The organism is Enterocloster clostridioformis (assembly GCF_020297485.1).
In the GTDB taxonomy this organism is placed as follows: Bacteria; Bacillota; Clostridia; order Lachnospirales; family Lachnospiraceae; genus Enterocloster; species Enterocloster clostridioformis.
In genome coordinates, this window is the sequence record NZ_JAIWZC010000001.1 from 2,516,655 (window position 1) to 2,540,050 (window position 23,396).

Here is a 23,396-nt window from a genome sequence, read left to right on the forward strand (position 1 = left end):
GCAGGTACCGGTGGAAATAGAAGATACCTCTGTAAAAGCCTGTCTTTCAAGCAAGAAATAATAATACAAAAAGCCCTGCGCGGCCTGCCCTTTTAAGGCAGCCCATGCAGGACTTATAAAACAACGGATTACATACCCGTACCATAAATCATATTCGGCAGGAACAGCACCAAATCCGGGAAGAATACGCAGATAGCCAGCGTTGCCAGGATAGCTATGAACAACGGCAGCGAATACTTCGTGGTCTCCTGCACCGAACAGTCCATGATATTGGAACAGGTGTACAGTGCAACTCCAACCGGAGGCGTGGAACAGCCCATGGTAACAATGGTCATCATGATGATGCCGAAGTGAACCGGGTCAATGCCGTACTGTGTGATAATTGGAATCAGTATCGGGGTAACGATCAGGGTGATGACCGTAGTCTCCATAAACATACCGAACACAGTCAGCATAATTAAAATCAGTAGCAGAAGCACGTATTTATTGCTGGTCAGACCTACCAGCAGAGTTGTCAAAGTCTTTGGCAGCTGGTCAAATACAACGCCGTAGCTGAATATGCCGGAGAAAGCCAGAATCATGGTAATCACGGATAAATCCTTTACGCTGTCCACGATACACTTCTTAAACTTCTCAAGGTTCAGTTCCTTATAAATGAAGATACCTACAAACAGTGCATAGAACACGGCAAAGGCACCGGATTCCGACGGGGTCATGACGCCGAAACGAATCAGCACAATCAGCAGGATTGGGAACATAAGCGCCCATATACTCTCAAAACAGGACTTGATGATAACCCCTGGAGGTGATGGCTTATCATGGTCCGGCTGATATCCGTAGTGGCGCGCGGACCAGGAGGTGGCAAGCATCATGAAGATACACATAATGATACCTGGAAGGAATCCGGCTACGAACAGGCGTCCAATGGAAACCTCGCCCACGGTTCCGTACAGAATCAGGCCCATGGACGGCGGAATTGTGGCTACAATCAGTCCTGACAGACAGTTGATTGCAGCGGCCCAGCCCGGTGCATAGCCTCTCTTTGTCATCTCAGGCCCAAGGATACGGCATTCCATGGCTGCATCCGCAACCGCGGAACCGGATACGCCGCCCATCAGGGTTGAGAGAACCACGGAAACCTGTCCAATGGAACCGTACATATGGCCGGTCAGCACGTTTGCCAGCTTTACCAGACGGGATGTGATGCCGGTGTTGTTCATCAGGTTACCGGCAAAAATGAACAGCGGAATCGCAAGCATGGTAAAGGACTGGGTGGTGGACAGGGATTTCTGCACCAGAATGGTCCACGGAATCTCCGGCCTCATTAGGAAGAAGGAAAATCCGGACACCGCTATCGCAAAGGCCACCGGCATTCCAAGGAACAGGAGAATTAAGAAAAATCCAACCGCACTTAACACTAATTAACCCCCCATTCTTTCATTGGTTTCCTGATATCACCGAGCACCTTGCCTATCATGCTGAAAAACATCAGTAGGGAGCCCACCGGTACCGCCAGGGTACACCAGGCATAGCTCATCTTCAGGGTATTAAAGGTACGGTTCCAGCTCTGGGACACCAGCAGGAATCCGTAAACAATCAGAATCAATAAAAACAGCAGCATGAAAAAGTCAAACACCAGCATCAGAGTCTTCTGGACCGCCTTGGGGAACCGGTTGGACAGCATGTCGATTCGAATCAGGCCGCCGCTCTTGATGATGATATCAGAGCCGATAAAGGTCAGCCATCCAAATGCCAGCAGCGAAACATCCTGGGCCCAGTTCACCGGCATTCCGATGGTTCTGGCCACTGCGGACCAGAACACCAGAACGGCAATCATGCATAACATTGCACCGGCCAGAAGCTCCTCTGTCTTTAAAATAACAGCAGAAATTTTTTTCATTTAAAAGCTTCCTTTCTGTATTGCGGAAAGTACCCGGGGATTAATTGGTCTTACCAATCTCCTTGTACAGTTTATCTCTCAGTTCAGCATAGCCAAGTTTCTCATATACAGGATCAACGGCTGCCTTAAATGGCGCAAGGTCCGGCTCTACGATGGTCATTCCTGCCTCAACCATTGCCTTCTCAGCCTCGTCAGCCTCTGTCATTACGTCAGCAGCTGTTTCCTGGCCAACCTCGATGGAGGTCTCAACCAGCAGTGTCTGTAAATCTTCCGGCAGGCTCTCAAACCAGCTCTGGCCGCAGATTAATCCCTGCATCAGCTGGAAATGTCCTGTCTTGGACTGATACTTACACACTTCATACAGTCTGGATGGATATGTAGATGTGTTCTGTGCCTCGCAGCCCTCCAATGCCTTGGACTGGATTCCGTTGTAAACCTCGCCCCATGACATGGAAATCGGAGTGGCGCCCATGGCCTGGATCGTCTCGGTACATACTTCCTGTCCGATGGTACGGATTCTCATGCCCTTCAGGTCATCCGGCGTATTGATTGGCTTGTTGGTCATGAAATGACGCGGGCCGTCGTAGAATGTAAAGGACAGGATTTTAATTCCGTGATCCTTGGACAGGGAATCTGTCCAGCCCTTAAATGTATCGGTCTGTGTTATCTTATAGCACTCATCGTAGTTATCTGCGAAGTAGCCCATCATCAGAATGGAGAAATCCTTCACATACTGTCCCATGCGGGAAGCATCGGTGTTAACAGCCACATTGGCGCCCTGGATGGCCTGCTCCAGCACGTCCTCGTCACTGCCAAGCTGACCGGACGGGAACACGGTTACCTTCAGCCTGCCGCCTGATTTCTCATTTAACACATCAGCCAGCTTCTGGTAGTTCCTGGTAATCAGGGCCTGCTCTGTCTGGGAAGTGGAAATCTTTAACTCATATACCTTGTCATCACTTGCGGCAGCCTCACTGCTGTCCCCTCCCCGGGCCTGTGTTGCAGCTGGCTGAGTATTTCCCATACCCGGCATGCCGTTGCATGCAGTCATTGCCATCATTGCCGCGGTAAGAACACCTGCTAATAATACTATCTTTTTCATTGTTATCCCCTTTCCTTAAGTTGTCCAGCGTAACAGCTTTCGCTAAACGTTTACATATTTTCCTCATTTAGTATAAACGTTTACATATTTTCCATCAAGCATTTTCTGCAAAAAAGTTTAACAGAATTTTAACGTTATTTTTATGCAGTATTCACAATTCAAATTATTTTTTAAAAGTTCCCGCTTTTTTTCCGCTTTCATTTTGACATTATTTCAAGAAACCTTTACAATAGCTGTGTATACATTTTCAGAGAATCACAGGGAGGTGGACCGGAATATGGTAACAATCAAAGACGTGGCAAAAAAATGCGGCTATTCCGTCTGCACGGTATCCCGCGCCCTTTCCGGCAAAGGATACCTGAAAGAAGAGACAAAACAGAAAATACTGGAAACAGTTGCAGAACTGGGATACCGCCCCAACACCCTGGCCGTCAACCTGAAGACCGGACGCCGACAGGCCCTGGCCCTGGTCCTGCCTTCCCTGACCAATATCTACTACACCAAGCTGGAACAGTACCTGGAGTCCTGCGCGTCAGAAAAAGGCTATATCATTTACCTGAACAACACGGAATACAGTCTGGAAAAAGAAAAACAGATATTAGAAAATTTAATCGGAATGGACATAGCGGGGGTCATCATTACCCCTGTCACCAGCCAGCATGACCATATCATGAACCTGGCAAAGTATGACATCCCCTATGTGTATTTAAACCGTTCTTACGAGGATGACATGGAACACTGTCTCCGCCTGGACAACAAAAAAGCCGCCTACGAGGCGGTTTCCTACATGATTAAGCTGGGGCACAAAAATATCGGCGGCATCTTCCAGAGCTTTGACAACCTCACCTACCGGGAACGCTATGACGGCATGGCCCAGGCCCTCCGGGAGCACGGGCTGGACTGCCGTCCCGGCCACATGCTCTTTGACGTTAACCCGGAGGATATGGGGACTACTCCCGGCCGGATCCTGCAGCTGCTCCAAAAACCCGACCGCCCTGAGGGGATCTTTGCCTGCAATGACATGACCGCCTTCAATATCTACCGGGCCTGTTATATACTTGGGCTGCGGATTCCGGACCATTTGTCCGTATTCGGCTACGATGACTGTATCATGGCCAATTTTGTGACGCCGCCCCTGTCAACGGTCAGCGTCCCTGTCCGCAAGCTGGCGGGAACCGCCATTGACTTCATCCATGGTTATCTGGAATCCGGCGTCCGGGCAGAGCTTCCCATATTAAAAGCTTCCCTGATTATCCGCAATTCCGTGCGCAACCTGAATTTGGATTAGAGCGTGTTCATATCCTTTCCCGGATACACCATCACCAGCTGGGCGCTGCCTTCCGGCCGGATTTGGTATGTCTCCACCCCGGCTGCAATCAGGAAGCTGTCCCCTGCCTTCAGACTGAGCACCTGTCCATTCTGTTCCATGGCGCAGCTTCCGGCACACACCACACCCAGATTGAATTTTTGGTTATATCTTACCAAAGCCGGTGCGGTCACCTCCAGTTTTTCCACAAAGAAGCAGGAGGTCAGGGTTTCATCCACCAGGCGCACCCGCCGGAAGGCGTCTGTTTCCTCCAGTACCCGGGGCTCTATCCTGCATTTTTCCATGATTTCTTCTTTGGAATACTCTGTATAATCAAAAATATCCAGGCAAAAATCCAGCCCCCGTCCCATGAACCGGCCGTCCTCCGGCACAACGATTCCCTCACGTTCAAATTCGCACCGCACCACCAAATCAGATGGCTCCATAATTTCCAGCATGGTAATTCCCTCGCCTATGGCATGAGGCATTCCGCCCGGAATATACCAGACCTCCCCCACCTGTACCGGAATCTTCTCAAAGCAGCCGTCCATTCGGGCCTTGTCCTGTTTCTCCACAATCTCCCTCCAGCCGTCCCTTCCGGGCGTATGCTGGAATCCCAGGCGGATGTATGGACTGATGCCCTCCCTTACATTGAGAATATAGTAGCACTCAAGCTTTCCATAGGGCATTCCCATCACTTCATTGGCAAACCGGGTGGCGGGATGGGCCTGTACGTGGAGCCGCATGGCTGAATCCAGAATTTTAAACAGGAAGCTGAGGCGCCAGCCTCCCTCCCCGCAGGCGGCAGTGCCCAGGTAAAACTCCCGGTCATCGTCTATTATGTCCCGCAGGAATCTGGGTCCATCCGCGGTCTCCACCACGGCCAGTCCCTCGTGTGCTATGGGTTCCATTCCCGGATTGGAGGCTTCCACCATGGAGCCCACCCATTCCTCCGGCATATTGTTGTCCGCCCACCGGGCTTTTCCATGGAGCCGGTCAATTCCCGCTCCCCCTGTGTAATTTCTCCGTACCCTGTTTTCGGGCAGTTTCATAAGTCCTGTTGCCATCGCGGCCTTCCTCCTGTCATAGTGTATGTGTCTATCGTATCTGCCGGATCTTTTCAATCAGGTCCAGATATTCCCCTCCGTATTTCCGGTATACCGGCTCCATTGCCTGGATCCAGGCCTGCGGATCCTCGGGCTCAAGAATGATGACCCCCTCCTTCTCCAGCGCCTCATATGCCTTCCGGTCCGCTTCCTCTATGGCTGTCCTGTTATACTCCTGGGTCTCCTTTGCAGCCTGTACCAGCGCGTCCTGATATTCCTCCTTAAGATTTTTCCAGGTGATTTTGCTCACCAGAATCACTCCGGGCGTATAGGTATGCCTGTCCTTCACATAATAAGGGGCAACCTTATAAAACTTATTATAATAATAGCTCACCGGCGGGTTCTCCGCCCCGTCAATGGTCCCTGACTCCAGGGCCGTATAGAGCTCCGCATAGGCAATGGGCACTGCCTCCGCCCCCAGCGCTTCCACGGTGTCGCCCATCATGGACGCCACCTGGACCCGGATTTTCAGTCCCTTCATATCCTCCAGTCTGCGGACCGGCCTGTCGGTGGTAAAGAAGTTCCTGGCCCCTTCATCCAGATAAGCCAGGCCAATCATTCCTGTACAGTCCTGGATATTATCCAGTATTTCCCTGCCCAGGTCACTGCCGCACACCTTCCAGAAGTGGTCCCTGTCCCGGAAAACATAGGGCAGCACCAGGGCAGACATCATGGGATTCCCGCTGTCCGCCAGAGACATGCTGTTGCCCCGGTACAAATCCAAAGCTCCCATCTCCATGGACTGGTAACAGCGCGCATCGTCCCCCAGCTGGCCGGAGGGATAGATTTCAACCATCACCCTGCCGCCTGTGAGTTCACTGACCCTGTCAGCAAAATACTGGGCCGAATCTGTCAGCACATGGCCTTCCGGATTCACCTCGCCGTAGCAGAGCACGATCTCCGGTTCATTGTCCGCTCCCGCGGCTCCCTTATTTCCCAAAATCCCATAGCCGCCCGCCAGTCCTGCAATCAGCACAGCAGCCGCGGCCCCTATCAACAACTGTTTTTTCAACTCGTTCCTCCTGACCCGGGCCAATCATTTCCTGATTCTTCCAAAACATCATTCCCTCTGAATCTTCATTTCTGAAAAATAGTCCACATGATACTTTAAATTATCCCCGTTAAAATTCAGCTGTCCCAGCTTTTCAAAACGTCTGGCTGCCTCTGAGGTCTTGACCCGTATACCCGGTATCTGGTTAATTCCCCGGATAATGGTCATCAGGCTGCGGCCAAAATTCAGCTTTACCGAAACATCCTGATATCCTAAAAGCGTCTCCAGCTCCTCAATCATCTCTGTAAGAAGATCGCTGGTCTGGCTCTGGTTCTCCCTTGACAGGGACCGGATAATCCGTTCCTCCAGGCCGCAGATCCGTTTCATGCCCTTCGTCATGCTGTCAAAGGCAAGGCGCGCCTCCTGCGCGGAATATTCCCTGATAAAGGACGCAGCCTCCCCATAAGCCTGCGTCAGCCGTTCCATGCCTTCATAAGCGCCGCTGACACCGCAGGCCACAGGAATCTTCCTCTCCTCTGCCAGGTAATCCCTGGCGCGGGTAATACAGCCGGTCAGCTCCGTAAACGCATCCTGCTGCTGTGAATAGAGGCAGATAACCATCTGGTCCATCCAGATGCTATTAAGCACAGTCACCCCTGCCATGTGAAAATAATTTTTCAGCACCTCCTGGGAAAATCCTCCCATGTTAATCAGGGCCGGACTGGAAATCAGCACTACCTTAAACCACCCGGCTCCCACCCCCCACATGGCAAACTCTTTTTCCAGCTTATCCCTGTCCCTTCGGCCAAAGAACACATCCCACAGCAAATCCTTTTCCAAATCCCGGTAGAAATCAAAAGCCGCCTCTCCATCCTCCGCCAGATAATTGGAATAGGACAGCATGGATAAGGTGTCCTCCCGTTCCCTTACCCGTGCAATGACCTTATCCAGTGTCTCTCTCAGCTCTGAGTCCAAATAGGGTTTCAGCAGATAATCCGTCACCCCCAGCTTGATTGCCTGTTTTGCAAAGGAGAAATCACTGTAGGCGGATATCAGCACAATCTGGATATCCGGATACCTTTTGCGCACCTCCTCCGCTGTCTTAAGCCCGTCCATCCGCGGCATCTTGATGTCCAAAAGCACAATCTGGGGCTTGCACTCCTCCAGCTTCTCCAGCAAATCCATACCATCCACTGCCTTGCAGACAATCTCCAGCAGACCGGGATAACTCTCCTTTATGACCTTCTCCAGATAATTCCGCTCGTACTGCTCGTCATCTGCCAATATTACACGCAACATAACCCTTTCCTCCTAATGCCTGTCTGATTTATAAAGCTTCAGCGTAATCTTCGTAATTCCCTCCGTCCTCTCAATCTGCAGCACGTCCTCTTTCCGATAAAATAACCTTAACCGTTCCTCCACGTTTTTCAGTCCGATGGAGGTTTTGGGGATGGGCGTCTCCCGGAGCGAGGGCTGGTCCGGGTTCTTCGGAAATCCCACGCCGTTGTCCGCCACCACAGCCTCAATATAATCAGGCTTCTCAGTAATCAGTATATCCACCTTCCCCCCGCTGACCCGGTCCTTCAGCCCGTGCTGGATACTGTTTTCCACCAGAGGCTGGATTGTCAGCGGCGGAATCATCACATCCTCGCCCATAAATGACTTGCGAACATCCAGACAGAAGGTCACCCGTCCCTTTAAATGCAGCTTCTGTATATACAGGTATGACTGAAGCAGCTCAATCTCCTCGTCCAGCGGGATGGATACCGTATTGATCTCAATGCTGCTTCGCAGGATTTTGGAGATGGCCTTGACCAGCTGGATGGAGGTATCCCGTTCTCCCAGCTGGATACTGCGGATTACCAGGCTCAGGGTATTAAACAGGAAATGGGGATTCATCTGCATCTGCAGCTCCCGTATCTTCGCCTCAGCCAGCCGTTCCTTCATCTGGTGGGTCTCATGTAATTCCGTAATCATGGTCCTGATCTGCCGCTTCATCTGGTCAAATGTGGCGGATACCTGGTTCAGCTCCGCATAAGGCGTCTCCTCAATATCCGCTGCCTCCAGATTATTGTTCATAATTTCCCTGGCCGCGTCCGTCAGCCGCTTGATGGAATTCAGGATACTGGTACTCATCTGATGGTTCAGCACCATGCCAAAGAGGCTGGCTGCCATGAAAAACACGATCAGTATACTGTTTGTAAGTCCCAGCGTCCTGCTGTGGCTGGCAAAGGCAGTGTTCAGGTACTCCAGGTACTGGCTCATCAACTGGTTCAGGCACCGCTCAATCTCCAAATCCACCTCGTCCAAATCAGCCATCAGGCTGGGATAATAGTCCCCGTCAGGCCGGATGTAGGACTCCGCCATCTCCCGCCTGTACTCAGCTACCTGACCCACAATCCGGTACATCATCTTGCACTTCCGGTCATTCTGCATCTTATCATCCAGTCCCCGCAGCTGGCTGTCAAACAACCCGCACTCGTCGTAATACTGCTTAAGCGTTCCCTCGTCGTGGCTCTTGCTGTACAGCTTAAAATAGGTCTGTCTCCTGTTATTGACTGCCAGCAGCCCGTTTACCTGCTGGTAATCCTGTAAAAGCCCGTTGTAGCGGCGGGAGGAGTCCACATTCACAAGGGCATTGGAGGCTATGAAGATAAAGGCCACCAGCAGCAGAATCAGATGGTTCCTTGTTATTTCTTTTCGTATGGATTTCATGAATCTTTTCTCACTTTTCTGTAGGGGATTTTTTCTTGGGAGATTTTTCTTCTGAGGTTATTCTACAACGGGAGTGGAAGAAAAACAAGTCAGACTGAGTCTGACTTGTTGGCGGCTTGCCGGCGGACATGAATATCCGGCTTCATACTATTTTGTCTTTTGCAATCTCCATCTCATAAGGCTGAGTCCAGTAAAACGCCGCCCCATGGAATTTCAGTGTTATCTTCGTTCACGTTCCCATCCGCCCCCGCTTAACTTTCTCTGGCAGAGCAGACCCTTTAACGCAAGCTCCTTATCTTCATGCGCTGCCGTCACATCGATGTATACCGCCGGCCTGTCCCCCACTTTAGCATTTCCCTGTCCCTTCCGGTTTTCCGCCGTCTGGGGCTCCTATATCTGGTGATGCCCAGTATACGCACAGAACCGTCTCTCCACGGAATGGTTTCGCTTAATTCTTTATAATCCTCCGGAACAGGCAGAGTGACGGGCGCGGATTCCTCACTGTCCAAAAACGTGATTCCTGGAATATAAATCCGAGCAGAACTATATTTTGTACGATGCTGTACTTCCGATTTTCCCTCAGTACATCATAATTGAAAAATTCGGCAGATGACTTTTCAACCATCTACCGCACATATAATCATAGTAATATATAAAGTCTACTGCACCCACGCCCCGCTCTCATCCACCCGCGATCCATCCGGTGTGGTTGTATTGGTCAGCATGGCGCCGTCCGCGCCCAGATAGAACCACTGGCCGTTTTCTTCCACCTTTTCCCACTGGTTCTTGGCCATGGCTCCGTTGGAGCGCAGGAAATACCATTTGCCATTTACCTGGCGCCATCCCTTGGCCATATATGTATTGGAATCAATCCAGTAGGAAACTCCGTCTACCGTAACCCACTCATTGGCGGCCTTGGCTCCATTATCCTTCACATAGTACCATCCGTTGCTGTCCTGTACCCAGCCCTTGGCTGAGGATGTTCCCGGACCGGCATTTCCCGTGCCGGAAGAACTGCCCGTCGTGCCCGCGTTATTTGAACTGCCTGTACTGCTTCCGCTGCCGCTTAAAGCACCTGCCTTCACCAGTTCATATCCGTAATCGAACAATGCCTTCGTATCCGTATAATGAGTTGATTTGCTCTTCATGATGACGGCAATCAATCTGACTCCGTCCTTCTCCACTGCCGTCACCAGTGTATTTCCCGCTTTGGACGTATAACCGGTCTTTCCTCCGATAACGCCCGGATAATACCTGGCGTCGTTGGGGTTCAGCATCTTGTGTCCGATGGTCACGGTCAGCCCGGAAGGATTCTTTATGGTAGCAGGCAGCGTATATGTACGCGTGGACGCCACCGTCTTCACCACATCATTCTGAAACGCTGCCCTTGCAATCAGAGCCATATCATGGGGTGTGGTGTAATGGTTGGAGTCATTGAGGCCGTGAGGATTTGTAAAATGTGTATTGGTACATCCCAAGGCCGCTGCCTTGGCGTTCATCATCTCCGCAAATTTGGCGTTGCTGCCAGCCACATGTTCCGCAAGAGCATTTCCCACTTCATTAGCTGATTTGAGAAGCAGGGCATAAAGACACTGGCGCACAGTCATCACATCCCCTGCCGTCATATTGATGGATACAGCGCCCGCTTCCAGGTTCGTGGTAGCTGTTGCTGAAAATGTGACCTTGTCATCCAGATTGCAGTTCTCCGCCACCAGCAGGGCTGTCATCAGCTTGGTGATACTTGCGGGATAGAACTGTTTGTCCCCGTTCTTGGAAAACAGGACGGTTCCCGCGGCAGCATCCATTAGCACGGCTCCCTCCGAAGCTATCTCCGGCTTCTGCACGGAAGCCGCGGCTGTCTGGTCAAAAGTCCCGGACGCTGTTCCTGCCGTTTCTCCAGGTGATACAGCACCCCCGCTGTTCCCCCCGGCAGCCTGGCCAGCTGTCGGATTCCGCGACGGACTTCCGGATAAAGACGGACTCCCTGACGGAGACGGGCTTCCGGTTGGGGACGGACTTCCGGATGGGGACGGACTTCCGGCCGAGGATGGCCCGTCAGATGAAATGACCCCTCCATCACTTCCGGATTCCGAACCCGGTCCCTGGGACGAAACCGCTGCCTGGTCATAGGTCTGGTTCCCGGACTGAAAGGAAGATACCTGACTTTCTTCCAAAGGCGTGATGGCGGCCGGATTAGCTGAAGCTGCTGTACTCATTAACAGGGTGCAGCTGGTGCATATACATAAAAATGATTTCCATTTCTTAAGTCTCATAATATCTCTCCCATATAGCAGGTCATTCTGAACAAAACTAGAGATATTATACCATACTTCATGGTTACAAAAAACATCTATTTCTGACGATAAACTTACGATATATATATTTTTTCTTTAATTGCACAGGCAGATATTTTTCTTTCCATCCTCCCACATTCCGTTATACAGTGGTTCCCCATGTCTTCATTCCATTGTTTCGTTATGCCTTATCCTGCCCTCCTGCCGGAATGTGTTTCATAACCGCTCCGGAGCATAGCACAGACATGCCTTAGTTCACGGATGTCATATCTCTATAAAAGTCTATGTATCCGCATTCCCTGCATACATGTGCGACTGTTGGCCCCAGCTGGTTTTTGGAATCGGAAATACGGTCCGGTTCATCCACCCATACAAGGTGTGTTCTGATTCGGTTTATTTCCATCTGGCCTGAACATTTTGGACATCGCATCTGCACTTACCTCCTTTGTGTTTTTTTCATTATACGACGGTTTAGGTGAAAATAAACTCCCCTCGGCGGTATGCCTAATGTCCATTCGCGCTCCCTGTATCCTGTTATCTACTATTTCTCCTGGCTCCGGCACAAATACCGTTCAATCATCTCCAGTTCATCCAGATATATACAATTGGGAATCCCGTGATTTTTCACCGCCTCCACACACTGGCCAAGTTCCATCCACATGACGCTCTCCACCTCTTCCTTCTGAAGGGTAAGCTGGTCCGCGTCCACCGTTTTCCTGTACACATACACAGCACTGACTTCACTGTCCCTGAACATATTTCCGTAAAACATGTCTTCCATATATCCCTTGTGAAACCCCGCAAATTCCAGGTCCTCCTCCCTGGCCTCAATCCCCAGCTCCTCCTTCAGTTCCCTGATGGCGGACGGCAGGAATTCATCTCCGGCCTGCACATGGCCTGCCGAGGAAATGTCATAACATCCCGGGTAGGAATCCTTTCCCCGGCTCCGCTTCTGCAACAGAAGGTCGTATGTTTTATCCTCATTTTTCCTCACAACCCATATATGGGCGGTCCCGCGGGGAACCCCGTCCATGTGGACCAGGCTCCGTTCCCGTACCACTCCTGTTTTCTTTCCGTCCTCATCCAGAACATCAAACAGCTCCATCTGTTTTCCGTTCAGGACAGCCTCAGTCAGCCGGTCTCCCTTATAAGCCAGCTTCAGTGAAAAAAAGGGGGCATCCTCATTCAGCAGCTTAAAAAAGATTTTATCCCCCTCCCACAGATTCAGTGACAGCACATCCTCCTTCCTCACCCACTCCAGCGTCCCCTCGTTGCAGGTAATCATCTCTCCCTCATATTTGTCCGCTGTATACAGACACATGTATTCTGTATCCCAGCCCTCAGCCTTGAAGGTTACCAACCCCCTGAACCGCCAGGAGGTAAGGGTGAGGCCTGTCTCCTCCCTCACTTCCCTGAGCAGGCAGTCCTCCGGACTCTCGTCCCCTTCAAAATGCCCGCCTACTCCAATCCACTTATCCTTATTCACATCGTTCTTTTTGCTGATTCTGTGGAGCATCAGATATGCCCCCTCATTTTCTATATAGCAAAGCGTTGTCAGCCTGCTTTTTTGTTCCATATGCCTGTCCTCCCGTTAGAGTCCGCCCATACCGGCGATCTAAAATACCCGTCGGAGCAGTTTCGACGGGTATCATTATAAACCTATTCTCCTTACGCTTCGATCTTTATTCCCACATCCCTATTCTTCAATTGAATAGTTGGGAGCCTCCTTGGTAATATGGATATCATGAGGATGGCTCTCCTTTAAGGACGCAGCGGAAATCTTTACAAACCGGGCTGTCTCCTGAAGGGTCGTGATGTCCTGGGCACCGCAGTATCCCATACCGGAGCGCAGGCCGCCTAAGAGCTGGAATACGGTATCCTCCACCATTCCCTTATAAGCCACGCGTCCTTCCACGCCTTCGGGAACCAGCTTCTTTGCATCTGTCTGGAAATAGCGGTCCTTGCTTCCGTTTTCCATGGCAGCGATGGAGCCCATGCCGCGGTATACCTTATACTTACGTCCCTGGTACAGCTCAAAGGTACCCGGGCTCTCATCACATCCGGCAAAAATGCTTCCCATCATACACACGCTGCCGCCTGCCGCAAGGGCCTTTGTCACATCGCCGGAGTACTTGATTCCTCCGTCCGCGATAATGGGTACGCCGTACTCCCTGGCAACGCTGTAGCAGTTCATCACTGCCGTAACCTGAGGCACGCCGATGCCTGCCACCACGCGGGTGGTACAAATGGAGCCAGGTCCGATACCTACCTTGACGGAATCAGCCCCAGCCTCAATCAGTGCTCTGGTGGCCTCTGCCGTGGCAACATTTCCGGCCACTACCTGAATGTCCGGATATGCGTCCTTAATCATTTTCACGCAGCGGATTACATTGGCAGAATGGCCATGGGCGGAGTCCAGAACCACCACGTCCACCTTTGCGTCCACCAGTGCTCCCACGCGTTCCAGCACATTGGCAGTGATTCCCACGGCAGCGCCGCACAGAAGACGCCCTTGTGCGTCCTTTGCGGACAATGGATATTTAATCTGCTTTTCAATATCCTTGATGGTAATGAGGCCTTTCAAATTAAAATCATCGTCCACAATTGGCAGCTTCTCCACCCTTGCCTTTGCCAGAATGGCCTTTGCTTCCTTTAAGGTAACGCCCTCCCTGGCGGTAACCAGGTTCTTTGTGGTCATGCACTCCTTAATGGGACGGTCAAAATCCTCCTCAAACTTTAAATCGCGGTTGGTAATGATGCCCACCAGCTTCTTGCCCTCTGTGATGGGCACGCCGGATATGCGGAATTTTGCCATCAAATCGTTAGCATCCTTAAGGGTGTGCTCCGGCGAGAGGAAAAACGGGTCTGTGATAACACCATTCTCAGAACGCTTTACCCGGTCCACCTCCTCTGCCTGGGCTTCAATGGACATATTTTTATGGATAATACCGATACCTCCCTGCCTGGCCATAGCGATGGCCATGCGGTGCTCTGTTACCGTATCCATGCCGGCGCTCATCAGCGGGATATTCAGTTTAATCTTCTTGGTCAAATGTGTGGTCAGGTCTACCTGGTTGGGAATCACTTCTGAAAATGCCGGTACCAGAAGCACATCATCAAAGGTTATGCCTTCGCCGATAATTGTACCCATTATAAATTTCCTCTCTTTCTGCGTGTTTGGTTTGATATGTTTTGCCAGAATATTGATAGTCCGTGAACTGTCCGTTTCTTATTAGTATCTTATACTAGCAAATTTTATCTGGCTTGTCAAACCAAAACAGAGAGAAATATTCATTGATTTTACTAATAGGGTTCCATCAGCCATTCTAATATCCTCCCACGGAACCGCTCCGGGGATATCTCCATCAAAGAGGGCATCTCCGTCAAAGAAGGCATCTCCGCCAAAGACACTACAGCCAGGCCGCCTCCAGGATGACTCCGAAGCGGCTGCACAGGATACCGGCAGTTATAATGACAAACATCACTGCTATCTGTGTCAGGGTTGTACAGGCCAGATCCATATCCATGGTAATCAGACATGGCAAATCCATGGCCTGTATCTGTTCATATCCATCCAGGTCCTGTCTCCCTGATTTCCAGGACATTGGATGCATGGGGTATTCCCAGCCACTGGGCCACCTCCGGCCCAACCCGCGCCGTATCCCCATCCGTGGTCTGTTTGCCGCAGAGAATCAGATCATACTCCCCCATCCTGCGCTCTTTCATCCCAAGAGAAGATTCCATGGCATAAAGATCATATGGATTCAGCTTTGACTGGGCTCCGTCCCGCTTAAGCACTCCGGTCACCGGGTCCACCTCCACATTGGCGGTATCCGGCACCTGCTTAACGCACACTTCACATTTCGTAAATCCCTCTCCTTAAAAAATCGGTACATGTATCACCTGTTTCCAATACATGCACCGATATCATAAATGACCGTACCCTATTACATTTTCGTCAATTACTCCATGTCTGCAAGTAATTTCTCGATCTTTTTCTTATTGGCGTCATCCAGTTCGCCCAATGGCTTGCGGGGCAGACCTACATCCAGGCCCTGTGCCTGTAATGTGTACTTGCAGATTTCCTGCCAGTGGGGAACCCCGTTGACCTTATCATAGAAGAAATAATCAATGTATGGCTAAATATTGTTCTGGGCTGCGATGGCTGCATCCACATCTTTTGCGAAGCAGGCATTCTGGAGTCTGCGGCACTGTTTTGGAAGTACGGCCGGGAAGCCTGACAGCCAGCCGTCTTCTCCGGCTAAGAGGCCTTCCATGGCAGCATAGTCATGTCCGTAGAATACAGTCAGGTCATCCTTGCAGTGGTAGTTCAGTTCATGTACCCTGTTGGGATCGCCGTGAGCTGCCTTGATGCACTGTATGGTACCGTCATCCACCAGCTCCTTTGCTCGTACTATCATTATAAAGGATAGGTTGAAAAATATAACTTTTGCTCTTAAAAAAGGGCGCACTAATACAAGGTATCCTACAAACTGAAAATTTCAAACTGCTGTTGGTATGGATTCAGAAGAAATCACTCCTTCTGATACGAGCAGTTTCAGGGCTTGTTTTACAGCTTTGGCTTTCTGCTTATCCTGCATTTTCTGCGGCATATCAGTTTTATATAAATCGCATGGATTCCATGTTTCTCCAGTTGAAAGCATCTGGTAAACAGCAGTCAGGAGCATCCTTGCGATGGCGATTTTTGCTCTCTTTTTACCTCTTCTTTTGGCAATGCGTTCGCATTTGTTTTTGTAGTAAGGAGTAGTCGTGGATTTTACGGCAGCATGGACACATTGCACCAGTGCTGGTTTGAGGTAGACTCCGGCACGTGTAATCCGAACAGACTTCTTCTTACCGGCAGATTCATTGTTGCCGGGCGTCAGGCCCGCCCAGCAGCATAACCGCTCGGAAGAGTTAAACTGTGTCATATCAGTACCAATCTCGGAAATGATGGTAATGGCGGAAGCCCTGTCAATTCCGGGAATGGTACAGAGCAAGGAAATAGCATTTTCATAAGGAGCAACCAACTCATCCAGTTTGGAGTCCAGGGAATCAATGGACTGCTGCACAAAAGCAAGATGAGAACGCACCATGAGCATACGTTCCTTTTGGGAAGGGGTCATCTGGTAACCTTCAATGGGGTTCGACCACGGCATTGGCTTTCTTCTTTAAGGATTTCTGAAGAAAAGATTTACACGTATCAGGGTCAAATTCATCAGAAGTGATCAAATAATCAGTAATAGCAGATGCAGATTTGCCAAACATATCGGTAACAACTGCATCAAGAGCAACATTACAGACGGTAAAAGCGTTTTGGAAACGGTTCTTTTCGCTGCGTTTGCAGCAGGTCAGCTTAAAGCGGTAGCGGGTGTATTCGCGGAGGATACGGATGTCCTTACAGGGAATAAAACTGCCGGGGACAAGGCCGAGCCGGAAAAGATCGCCGATCCATTTGGAATCCTTGGTATCATCCTTGTTGCCTTTTACGGCTTTAACCCACTTAGGGTTGGCAATGGTGACATTGATCCGGTCACAATTCTTAGGTTGCGGACTCGAAGTACCACTTATTTGTGCTTGAAAGATATGACTTACACTGATTAGATTGCTGATTTAATCCCTGAAAGAAAGCCTTCGACTCACCTCACCGTGCTTTGTAGTGTAGCTCCTGTAACAATTATAAACAAAGTGGTGGAAGACGCACCCCCTTTTTCATGACTATTTGTGCCGCCAGCGTCAGCGGTGGAATGGATGATAGAATGAAATAATGCAATATTAAATTTTTAATTTATTTTTATTACTAATATACATTCTTCCCTTGTTTATCTCGTTAATCTTTATTCAATTTGCAAATTGTCATCTTTATTCCGCACTGATATACTGGTCATAATCTATAATCCAGCGCTGTATTGTATGCGTAACAGTGATAAGAGTGCCTGATATCACCGGAATTCACACAATCCAGTGCGCACCAACAGAAGCGGAGGATTTTGTATGAAACTGGAAATCAAGTCAAAGCTATCCCAGTATCTTTCCATTGCCAATATGTGTTCCAACGGATATATCAAGGAATTGGAACTAGTGGTTCATGAAAAAGAGGACATGGACCGGCTGATTGAATTCATGTTAAGCGGTGAAAACCCGAAATAGATTAGAATGTAATACGGGCCGCCAGGGCAGCCTACATTCCACTGTCCCCGACGGCCCGTTCTCTCCCGGCCGGTCCCATATGCCGATTGCATTACATCACAAGCTTCCGCGGAAAGGTCCTGCGCATAGCTCCTATCATTCTCTCATTGGGTTCAATCAACACCTTAAAATGGTCCGTCCCCTTCTGGTATATGAGGGCGTACACCTTGGCTTCCTTTTTGCCCGACGAAAAATCCTTTACCTTCATGCCCTGCTTCTCATAATCCTTAAGCACAAAGGAATCAGCCGGCGCCACGATCTGGATGTCGTCCTTCTCGCAGTCAAATATCTTCTTTCTCTTTGCCCTTCCCAGAATGCGGTCCACCGAAAGACCGCCCTCTGCAAACAGATATTCAAACTCCACGCTCAGGTTCAGGAACACGAAATAGGTGGCCACACCCGCTATGGTCATGACAATTACTCCAAACACGGTCTGCAGCGCCGAAAGGACGGAAAATATACAGACCACAATCATGAGTATCTTTACAGGAACGGCATATGCCGGATCTTTTCTCTTCACAAGCCACTCCACATAGTTATCATCGTTCATAATGTCTCTCCTTTTATCATTTTGCATATTACACATTATACAATACTTTATCCCATTTTTCCAGTAATATCATTCTTAGGCCGAAGGAAAGAGAGCGCCTGCTCCATATTTGCCACCGTCCTGTGATTGATAAAATGTTCAATCTTTTCCACCAGCTCCAGTTCATCCTCCGTATGATTGAGAGTACAGAAAAAATCCTGGAGCACCTGGTGTCTGTGCAGCAGGTATCTGCCCTCCTCGTACCCCTTTTCCGTGACCATGATGGAACCGTACTTCTTAAAATCAATGTACCCGGCTTTTTTCAGATTATCTAACATTTTAGAGGCGGATGAGGGCCTCACGTGAAGGCTGGCAGCCAGGGAGCTGACACGGATGGGTTCCCCCTCTTCCTCCATTCTGCATACCATCTCCAGATAATCCTCCATGGACGAGGTCATCTCATCGGAGGCAGAGCGTTCATATCCTTTCATGGTATAGAATCCATCTTTATCAGTAACCAAAGTGTCCCTCCTGTAATACTATAAGAGTAAGAAAAAGTTTCCCTATCCTAAATCTATTGCGAGGTATTGTAATTATGAAAGAATTTCTATGTTTAAATGATATAAAACCAGGAAAGAGGGCGCGGGTAAAAGAGCTTACTTCCATAGGCAGCATCCGCAGGCGTCTTCTGGATATCGGTCTGGTTGAAAATACGGAGGTAGAGTGCCTTGGGCAAAGCCCTCTGGGAGACCCCTGCGCCTACCTGATCCGCGGCGCTGTCATCGCCATACGCTCAGAGGACTGCCGCGGGATTCTGGTCCAGCCCTGCACTGGTTTCAACGAACAGAAGGTAATGGAGGGCTGCACCAGCCTGTGAGGTATCTCCCACAAAACATCTGTCTTAAGAAACATCATCTGATTCCGGTCAGATGCAGAATTGCCTAATATAAAATCAAGAAAAAAGGAGTATTAAAATGGGTCTGACCAAACAATCCGTCGGAATGGGGGCTGTGGATTCCGGACTGGAGATAAAAAAACAGACACCTGATGATAAAATAATCGCCATAGCAGGCAACCCCAACGTAGGTAAAAGCACCCTTTTCAACAATCTCACGGGGATGAACCAGCATACAGGAAACTGGCCGGGAAAAACCGTGACCAATGCCCAGGGCTACTGTAAGACAAGAGAACACAGCTACGTGCTGGTAGATATCCCCGGCACCTACTCCCTCATGGCCCACTCCACGGAGGAGGAAGTGGCCCGCAACTTCATCTGCTTTGGCGGAAGCGACGGGATTGTGGTGGTTTGCGATGCCACCTGTCTGGAGCGCAACCTGAACCTGGTGCTTCAGACCATGGAAATATCGGACCGCGTCCTGGTATGTGTGAACCTGATGGACGAAGCCGCACGCAAGAATATTACCATTGACCTTAAAGGTCTGTCGGAAAAGCTGGGAGTACCCGTGGCCGGCACCATTGCCAGAAAAAAGCAAAGCCTTGACCAGCTGATGAAACAGTTGGATGACCTGGTGGAAGGTACCCAAACAGCCTCCCCCTACCAGGTGGAGTATTCCCCCATTATTGAACAGGCCATCGCCATGGCAGAGCCTGCCGTAAAGGGCAGGGTGGAGGGAAAGGTCAATTCCCGCTGGCTCACCTTAAAGCTTCTGGACAGCGACCCGTCCCTAATGAAGGAATTAAGGGAATATCTGGATGAGGACATACTGGAAATGCCTGAGATAAGCCTTGCCCTGTCACAGGCCAGGGAGCATCTGGCCAAATACGGCATTACCAATGAAATCCTAAAGGACCGCATCGTGGCTGCCCTGGTGGCATCGGCAGAGAAAATATGCCGTGATACGGTCCAGTTCCACAAAACCGGATACAATGAAGGTGACCGGAAGCTGGATAAGATTCTGACCAGCCGTTTCACAGGTTATCCCGTCATGATCGGAATGCTGGCCGTGGTATTCTGGCTGACCATCACAGGCGCCAATTACCCCTCCCAGATGCTGGCGGACGCCCTGTTCCGCCTCCAGGACCAGCTCACAAAAGCCTTCCTGGCTGTGGGCGCTCCCCCATGGCTTCACGGTCTGCTGATTTTGGGAGTCTACCGGGTCCTGGCCTGGGTTGTCTCGGTGATGCTGCCGCCCATGGCTATTTTCTTTCCTCTGTTTACCCTGCTGGAGGACTCGGGTTATCTTCCCAGGATTGCCTATAATCTGGATAAACCCTTTAAGAGCTGCCATGCCTGCGGCAAACAGGCTTTAACCATGTGTATGGGATTCGGATGCAACGCAGCGGGCATCGTGGGCTGCCGCATCATTGATTCTCCCAGGGAGCGGCTCATTGCCATGATAACCAACAACTTTGTGCCCTGCAACGGAAGGTTTCCCACCCTCATCGCCATTATCTCCATGTTTTTTGTGGGCGTATCCGGAGGTGCCTTTGACTCCATGCTGTCAGCCCTGCTCCTGACCCTGTTCATTGTCCTGGGCGTATGCATGACTTTCGCGGTCTCCAAAGTTCTTTCCATGACCGTGTTAAAGGGAATCCCTTCCTCCTTCACTCTGGAGCTGCCTCCTTACCGGCGTCCGCAGATTGGAAAGGTGATTGTCCGTTCCATCTTTGACCGGACCCTGTTCGTTCTGGGAAGGGCCATTGCGGTGGCCGCCCCTGCCGGCCTTTTAATCTGGATTATGGCAAATGTGCAGCTGGACGGCATCACCCTGTTGGCCCACTTTTCCGGCTTTCTGGATCCCTTTGCAAGGCTTCTTGGAATGGACGGCGTGATTCTTATGGCATTTATCCTGGGGCTGCCTGCCAATGAGATCGTAATTCCCATCATCATCATGGCCTATATGGCACAGGGAAGCCTTTTGGAGTTTGACAGCCTGGCGCAGCTTAGGGATTTACTGGTGAATAACGGCTGGACCTGGATTACCGCTGTCAGCACCATGCTCTTCTCCCTGATGCACTGGCCCTGCACCACCACTCTTCTTACCATCCGCAAGGAATCAGGCAGCCTTAAATGGACTGTCATGTCCTTCCTGGTGCCTACGGTCTGCGCGGTCGTACTGTGCTTTGCCTTTGCAACAGTGGCCCGGATGTTTGTATAAGGAAGAACTACCCGGCATGTACGGCAGGAGAGCAAAAAGGATGGGACAGCAGCACACATATTCCTGTGCTGTGCCCCATCCTTATTATGCTTCGTCAATCAAATACCGTATCCTGCGGATTAGTACATTCCGCCCATGTCAGGTGCTGCGGGGCCTGCCGGAGCCGGCTCCTTGATGTTGGCAACAACTGTCTCGGTTGTCAGCAGTGTGGAAGCAACGCTGGTCGCGTTCTGAAGTGCGCTTCTTGTAACTTTTACGGGATCCAGGATGCCTGCTTCAATCATATCCACATACTCTTCCTTGTAAGCGTCAAAGCCGTGGCCTACAGAGGACTCTTTTACCTTATTTACAATAACGGATCCTTCCAGTCCTGCGTTGGCTACGATGTGGAACAGAGGAGCTTCCAGTGCCTTTAAGATGATTCTGGCGCCGGTCTTCTCATCGCCTTCCAGTCCTTCAACAACGCTCTTTACTTCCTCAGCTGCGTGTACATAAGCAGAACCGCCGCCTGCGATGATGCCTTCCTCAACAGCTGCTCTTGTAGCGTTCAGAGCATCTTCCATACGAAGCTTAGCTTCCTTCATCTCTGTCTCGGTTGCAGCTCCAACACGGATAACGGCTACGCCGCCTGCCAGCTTAGCCAGACGCTCCTGCAGCTTCTCCCTGTCAAAGTCAGAGGTGGTTTCCTCAATCTGCTTGCGAATCTGGGATACCCTTGCGGAAATGGCATCCTTGTCGCCCATGCCGTCAACGATGATGGTGTTCTCTTTCTGAACCTTAACGGATTTTGCACGTCCCAGCTGCTCCATGGTTGCATCCTTCAAATCCAGACCCAGTTCCTCGGAAATAACAGTACCGCCTGTCAGGATAGCGATATCCTGCAGCATCTCTTTCCTTCTGTCGCCGTAGCCGGGAGCCTTTACAGCCACTACGTTGAATGTGCCTCTCAGCTTGTTTACAATCAGGGTGGTCAGTGCTTCGCCTTCCACATCCTCAGCGATGATGAGAAGTCTTGCGCCCATCTTAACTACCTGCTCCAGCAGAGGAAGCAGATCCTGGATATTGGAAATCTTCTTATCGGTAATCAGCACGTATGGATCGTCTAAGTTAGCTTCCATCTTATCCATATCCGTGCACATATAAGCGGACAGGTAACCTCTGTCGAACTGCATACCTTCAACCAGGTCAAGCTCTGTCTTCATTGTCTTGGATTCTTCAATGGTGATGACGCCGTCCTTGGAAACCTTCTCCATAGCGTCCGCTACCATGGTTCCTACTTCATCGTCGGAAGCAGAGATGGCTGCTACCCTTGCGATCTGATCCTTGCCGTTGATTGGCTTGCTCATCTTCTTGATAGCTTCCACAGCCGCGTCTGTAGCCTTCTTCATGCCCTTTCTCAGGACGATTGGGTTTGCGCCGGCTGCCAGGTTCTTCATGCCTTCGTTTACCATGGCCTGAGCCAGAACAGTTGCTGTGGTGGTGCCGTCGCCGGCCACATCGTTGGTCTTGGAAGCAACTTCCTTGATCAGCTGCGCGCCCATGTTCTCATATGGATCCTGCAGCTCGATTTCCTTTGCAATGGTAACGCCGTCGTTTGTAATTAACGGAGCGCCAAAGGACTTATCCAGGACAACGTTGCGTCCCTTCGGTCCAAGTGTAACACGCACTGTATCTGCCAACTGGTTAACGCCTGCTTCCAGCGCCTTGCGGGCTTCTACGCCATACTTAATCTGCTTTGCCATCTTTCATCAACCTCCAATATTCTATGTTCTACTGTTTTATTTATTATTCAACAACTGCCAGGATATCGTTTTGCTTTACGATAACGTACTTCTCATCCTCAATCTCTACTTCTGTTCCTGAGTACTTGGAATAGATTACCTTGTCGCCGGCCTTAACCTGCATGGTTACTTCCTTGCCGTCAATAACTCCGCCTGGTCCCACTGCAATAACCTCTGCCTGCTGTGGCTTCTCCTTGGCAGCCCCCGGAAGGACGATGCCGGACTTCGTTGTCTCTTCTGCAACTAACTGCTTTAACACTACCTTGTCAAACAATGGTACTAACTTCATGATTGAATTCCTCCTTGCGCGATATTCTGATTTTTCTTTCTTGTTTTCATTTTCTTACTGCTTTCTTTTGCTCAC

Annotated in this window: 20 protein-coding genes and 4 pseudogenes; 4 read left to right on the top strand and 20 right to left on the bottom strand. The window is 50.3% G+C overall.

Annotation, left to right across the window (positions count from 1 at the left end; genetic code table 11):
* Window positions 1-128: 128 nt before the first annotated feature.
* The 3 genes from LA360_RS12640 to LA360_RS12650 are packed head-to-tail and all read right to left on the bottom strand — an operon-like array spanning window position 129 to window position 3,002.
* Window positions 129-1,418, bottom strand: coding sequence for a TRAP transporter large permease (locus LA360_RS12640; RefSeq protein ID WP_022201418.1), 1,290 nt, complete (start codon window positions 1,416-1,418; stop codon window positions 129-131).
* On the bottom strand, window positions 1,418-1,900 hold the full coding sequence (locus LA360_RS12645; protein WP_022201417.1) for a TRAP transporter small permease: 483 nt from the start codon (window positions 1,898-1,900) through the stop codon (window positions 1,418-1,420). The genes LA360_RS12640 and LA360_RS12645 overlap by 1 nt, the downstream gene beginning before the upstream one ends.
* A gap of 40 nt (window positions 1,901-1,940) precedes the next feature.
* Window positions 1,941-3,002 carry a C4-dicarboxylate TRAP transporter substrate-binding protein gene (locus LA360_RS12650; protein ID WP_112482042.1) on the bottom strand — a complete coding sequence of 354 codons (1,062 nt, stop codon included), beginning with the start codon at window positions 3,000-3,002 and terminating at the stop codon, window positions 1,941-1,943.
* Between the two features lie 277 nt (window positions 3,003-3,279).
* On the opposite strand from LA360_RS12650, the gene LA360_RS12655 reads away from it, so the two are divergent.
* Window positions 3,280-4,290, top strand: coding sequence for a LacI family DNA-binding transcriptional regulator (locus LA360_RS12655; protein ID WP_022201415.1), 1,011 nt, complete (start codon window positions 3,280-3,282; stop codon window positions 4,288-4,290).
* On the opposite strand, the gene LA360_RS12660 is transcribed toward LA360_RS12655, so the two are convergent.
* The 13 genes and pseudogenes from LA360_RS12660 to LA360_RS31900 all read right to left on the bottom strand — a co-directional run.
* A complete protein-coding gene (locus LA360_RS12660) occupies window positions 4,287-5,375 on the bottom strand; it encodes a type I phosphomannose isomerase catalytic subunit (protein ID WP_112482044.1) in 1,089 nt (362 codons plus the stop codon). The genes LA360_RS12655 and LA360_RS12660 overlap by 4 nt on opposite strands.
* Before the next feature lie 31 nt (window positions 5,376-5,406).
* Complete coding sequence (locus LA360_RS12665) at window positions 5,407-6,426, bottom strand: TRAP transporter substrate-binding protein (RefSeq protein ID WP_022201413.1); 1,020 nt, start codon at window positions 6,424-6,426, stop codon at window positions 5,407-5,409.
* A gap of 48 nt (window positions 6,427-6,474) precedes the next feature.
* Window positions 6,475-7,704, bottom strand: coding sequence for a response regulator (locus LA360_RS12670; RefSeq protein ID WP_022201412.1), 1,230 nt, complete (start codon window positions 7,702-7,704; stop codon window positions 6,475-6,477).
* Between the two features lie 12 nt (window positions 7,705-7,716).
* A complete protein-coding gene (locus LA360_RS12675; RefSeq protein ID WP_089776546.1) occupies window positions 7,717-9,120 on the bottom strand; it encodes a sensor histidine kinase in 1,404 nt (467 codons plus the stop codon).
* A 219-nt stretch (window positions 9,121-9,339) separates the two neighbouring features.
* On the bottom strand, window positions 9,340-9,465 hold the full coding sequence (locus tag LA360_RS29680) for a hypothetical protein (RefSeq protein WP_263870229.1): 126 nt from the start codon (window positions 9,463-9,465) through the stop codon (window positions 9,340-9,342).
* Between the two features lie 314 nt (window positions 9,466-9,779).
* A complete protein-coding gene (locus tag LA360_RS12680) occupies window positions 9,780-11,393 on the bottom strand; it encodes a serine hydrolase (protein ID WP_112482046.1) in 1,614 nt (537 codons plus the stop codon).
* A gap of 271 nt (window positions 11,394-11,664) precedes the next feature.
* Complete coding sequence (locus LA360_RS12685; protein WP_112482048.1) at window positions 11,665-11,844, bottom strand: hypothetical protein; 180 nt, start codon at window positions 11,842-11,844, stop codon at window positions 11,665-11,667.
* Between the two features lie 111 nt (window positions 11,845-11,955).
* The gene (locus LA360_RS12690) at window positions 11,956-12,990 is read right to left on the bottom strand and encodes an NUDIX domain-containing protein (protein ID WP_112482049.1); all 1,035 of its coding nucleotides are present in this window, start codon (window positions 12,988-12,990) and stop codon (window positions 11,956-11,958) included.
* A gap of 120 nt (window positions 12,991-13,110) precedes the next feature.
* Window positions 13,111-14,565 carry an IMP dehydrogenase gene (gene guaB, locus LA360_RS12695; RefSeq protein WP_022201408.1) on the bottom strand — a complete coding sequence of 485 codons (1,455 nt, stop codon included), beginning with the start codon at window positions 14,563-14,565 and terminating at the stop codon, window positions 13,111-13,113.
* Window positions 14,566-14,926: 361 nt separating this feature from the next.
* A pseudogene (locus LA360_RS12700) lies at window positions 14,927-15,269 on the bottom strand (electron transfer flavoprotein subunit beta/FixA family protein); the annotation flags it as partial.
* A 107-nt stretch (window positions 15,270-15,376) separates the two neighbouring features.
* A pseudogene (locus LA360_RS31280) lies at window positions 15,377-15,823 on the bottom strand (dihydrodipicolinate synthase family protein); the annotation flags it as partial.
* Window positions 15,824-15,916: 93 nt separating this feature from the next.
* Window positions 15,917-16,432: pseudogene (locus LA360_RS31895) on the bottom strand (transposase); the annotation flags it as partial.
* A 62-nt stretch (window positions 16,433-16,494) separates the two neighbouring features.
* A pseudogene (locus LA360_RS31900) lies at window positions 16,495-16,949 on the bottom strand (IS110 family transposase); the annotation flags it as partial.
* Window positions 16,950-17,408: 459 nt separating this feature from the next.
* Here LA360_RS31900 and LA360_RS12715 point away from each other — a divergent pair.
* Window positions 17,409-17,564 (top strand): hypothetical protein, encoded by a 156-nt coding sequence (locus LA360_RS12715; protein ID WP_022201405.1) that lies wholly within the window; start codon window positions 17,409-17,411, stop codon window positions 17,562-17,564.
* Window positions 17,565-17,655: 91 nt separating this feature from the next.
* On the opposite strand, the gene LA360_RS12720 is transcribed toward LA360_RS12715, so the two are convergent.
* Together LA360_RS12720 and LA360_RS12725 are read right to left on the bottom strand one after the other, a co-directional pair.
* Window positions 17,656-18,153 carry a DUF6106 family protein gene (locus LA360_RS12720; RefSeq protein ID WP_112482050.1) on the bottom strand — a complete coding sequence of 166 codons (498 nt, stop codon included), beginning with the start codon at window positions 18,151-18,153 and terminating at the stop codon, window positions 17,656-17,658.
* Between the two features lie 47 nt (window positions 18,154-18,200).
* Window positions 18,201-18,653, bottom strand: coding sequence for a metal-dependent transcriptional regulator (locus tag LA360_RS12725; protein ID WP_022201403.1), 453 nt, complete (start codon window positions 18,651-18,653; stop codon window positions 18,201-18,203).
* A 74-nt stretch (window positions 18,654-18,727) separates the two neighbouring features.
* Here LA360_RS12725 and LA360_RS12730 point away from each other — a divergent pair, with 74 nt between their 5' ends.
* Window positions 18,728-19,009: a FeoA family protein gene (locus tag LA360_RS12730; protein WP_022201402.1), complete on the top strand. Its 282-nt coding sequence runs from the start codon at window positions 18,728-18,730 to the stop codon at window positions 19,007-19,009.
* Window positions 19,010-19,106: 97 nt separating this feature from the next.
* Window positions 19,107-21,251 (top strand): ferrous iron transport protein B, encoded by a 2,145-nt coding sequence (gene feoB / locus LA360_RS12735; protein WP_112482051.1) that lies wholly within the window; start codon window positions 19,107-19,109, stop codon window positions 21,249-21,251.
* A gap of 119 nt (window positions 21,252-21,370) precedes the next feature.
* Here the strand turns inward: feoB and groL are convergent, their stop codons facing one another.
* Together groL and LA360_RS12745 are read right to left on the bottom strand one after the other, a co-directional pair.
* Window positions 21,371-22,993 (bottom strand): chaperonin GroEL, encoded by a 1,623-nt coding sequence (groL, locus tag LA360_RS12740; protein ID WP_022200348.1) that lies wholly within the window; start codon window positions 22,991-22,993, stop codon window positions 21,371-21,373.
* A 43-nt stretch (window positions 22,994-23,036) separates the two neighbouring features.
* A complete protein-coding gene (locus LA360_RS12745) occupies window positions 23,037-23,321 on the bottom strand; it encodes a co-chaperone GroES (RefSeq protein ID WP_002565271.1) in 285 nt (94 codons plus the stop codon).
* Between the last annotated feature and the right edge of the window lie 75 nt (window positions 23,322-23,396).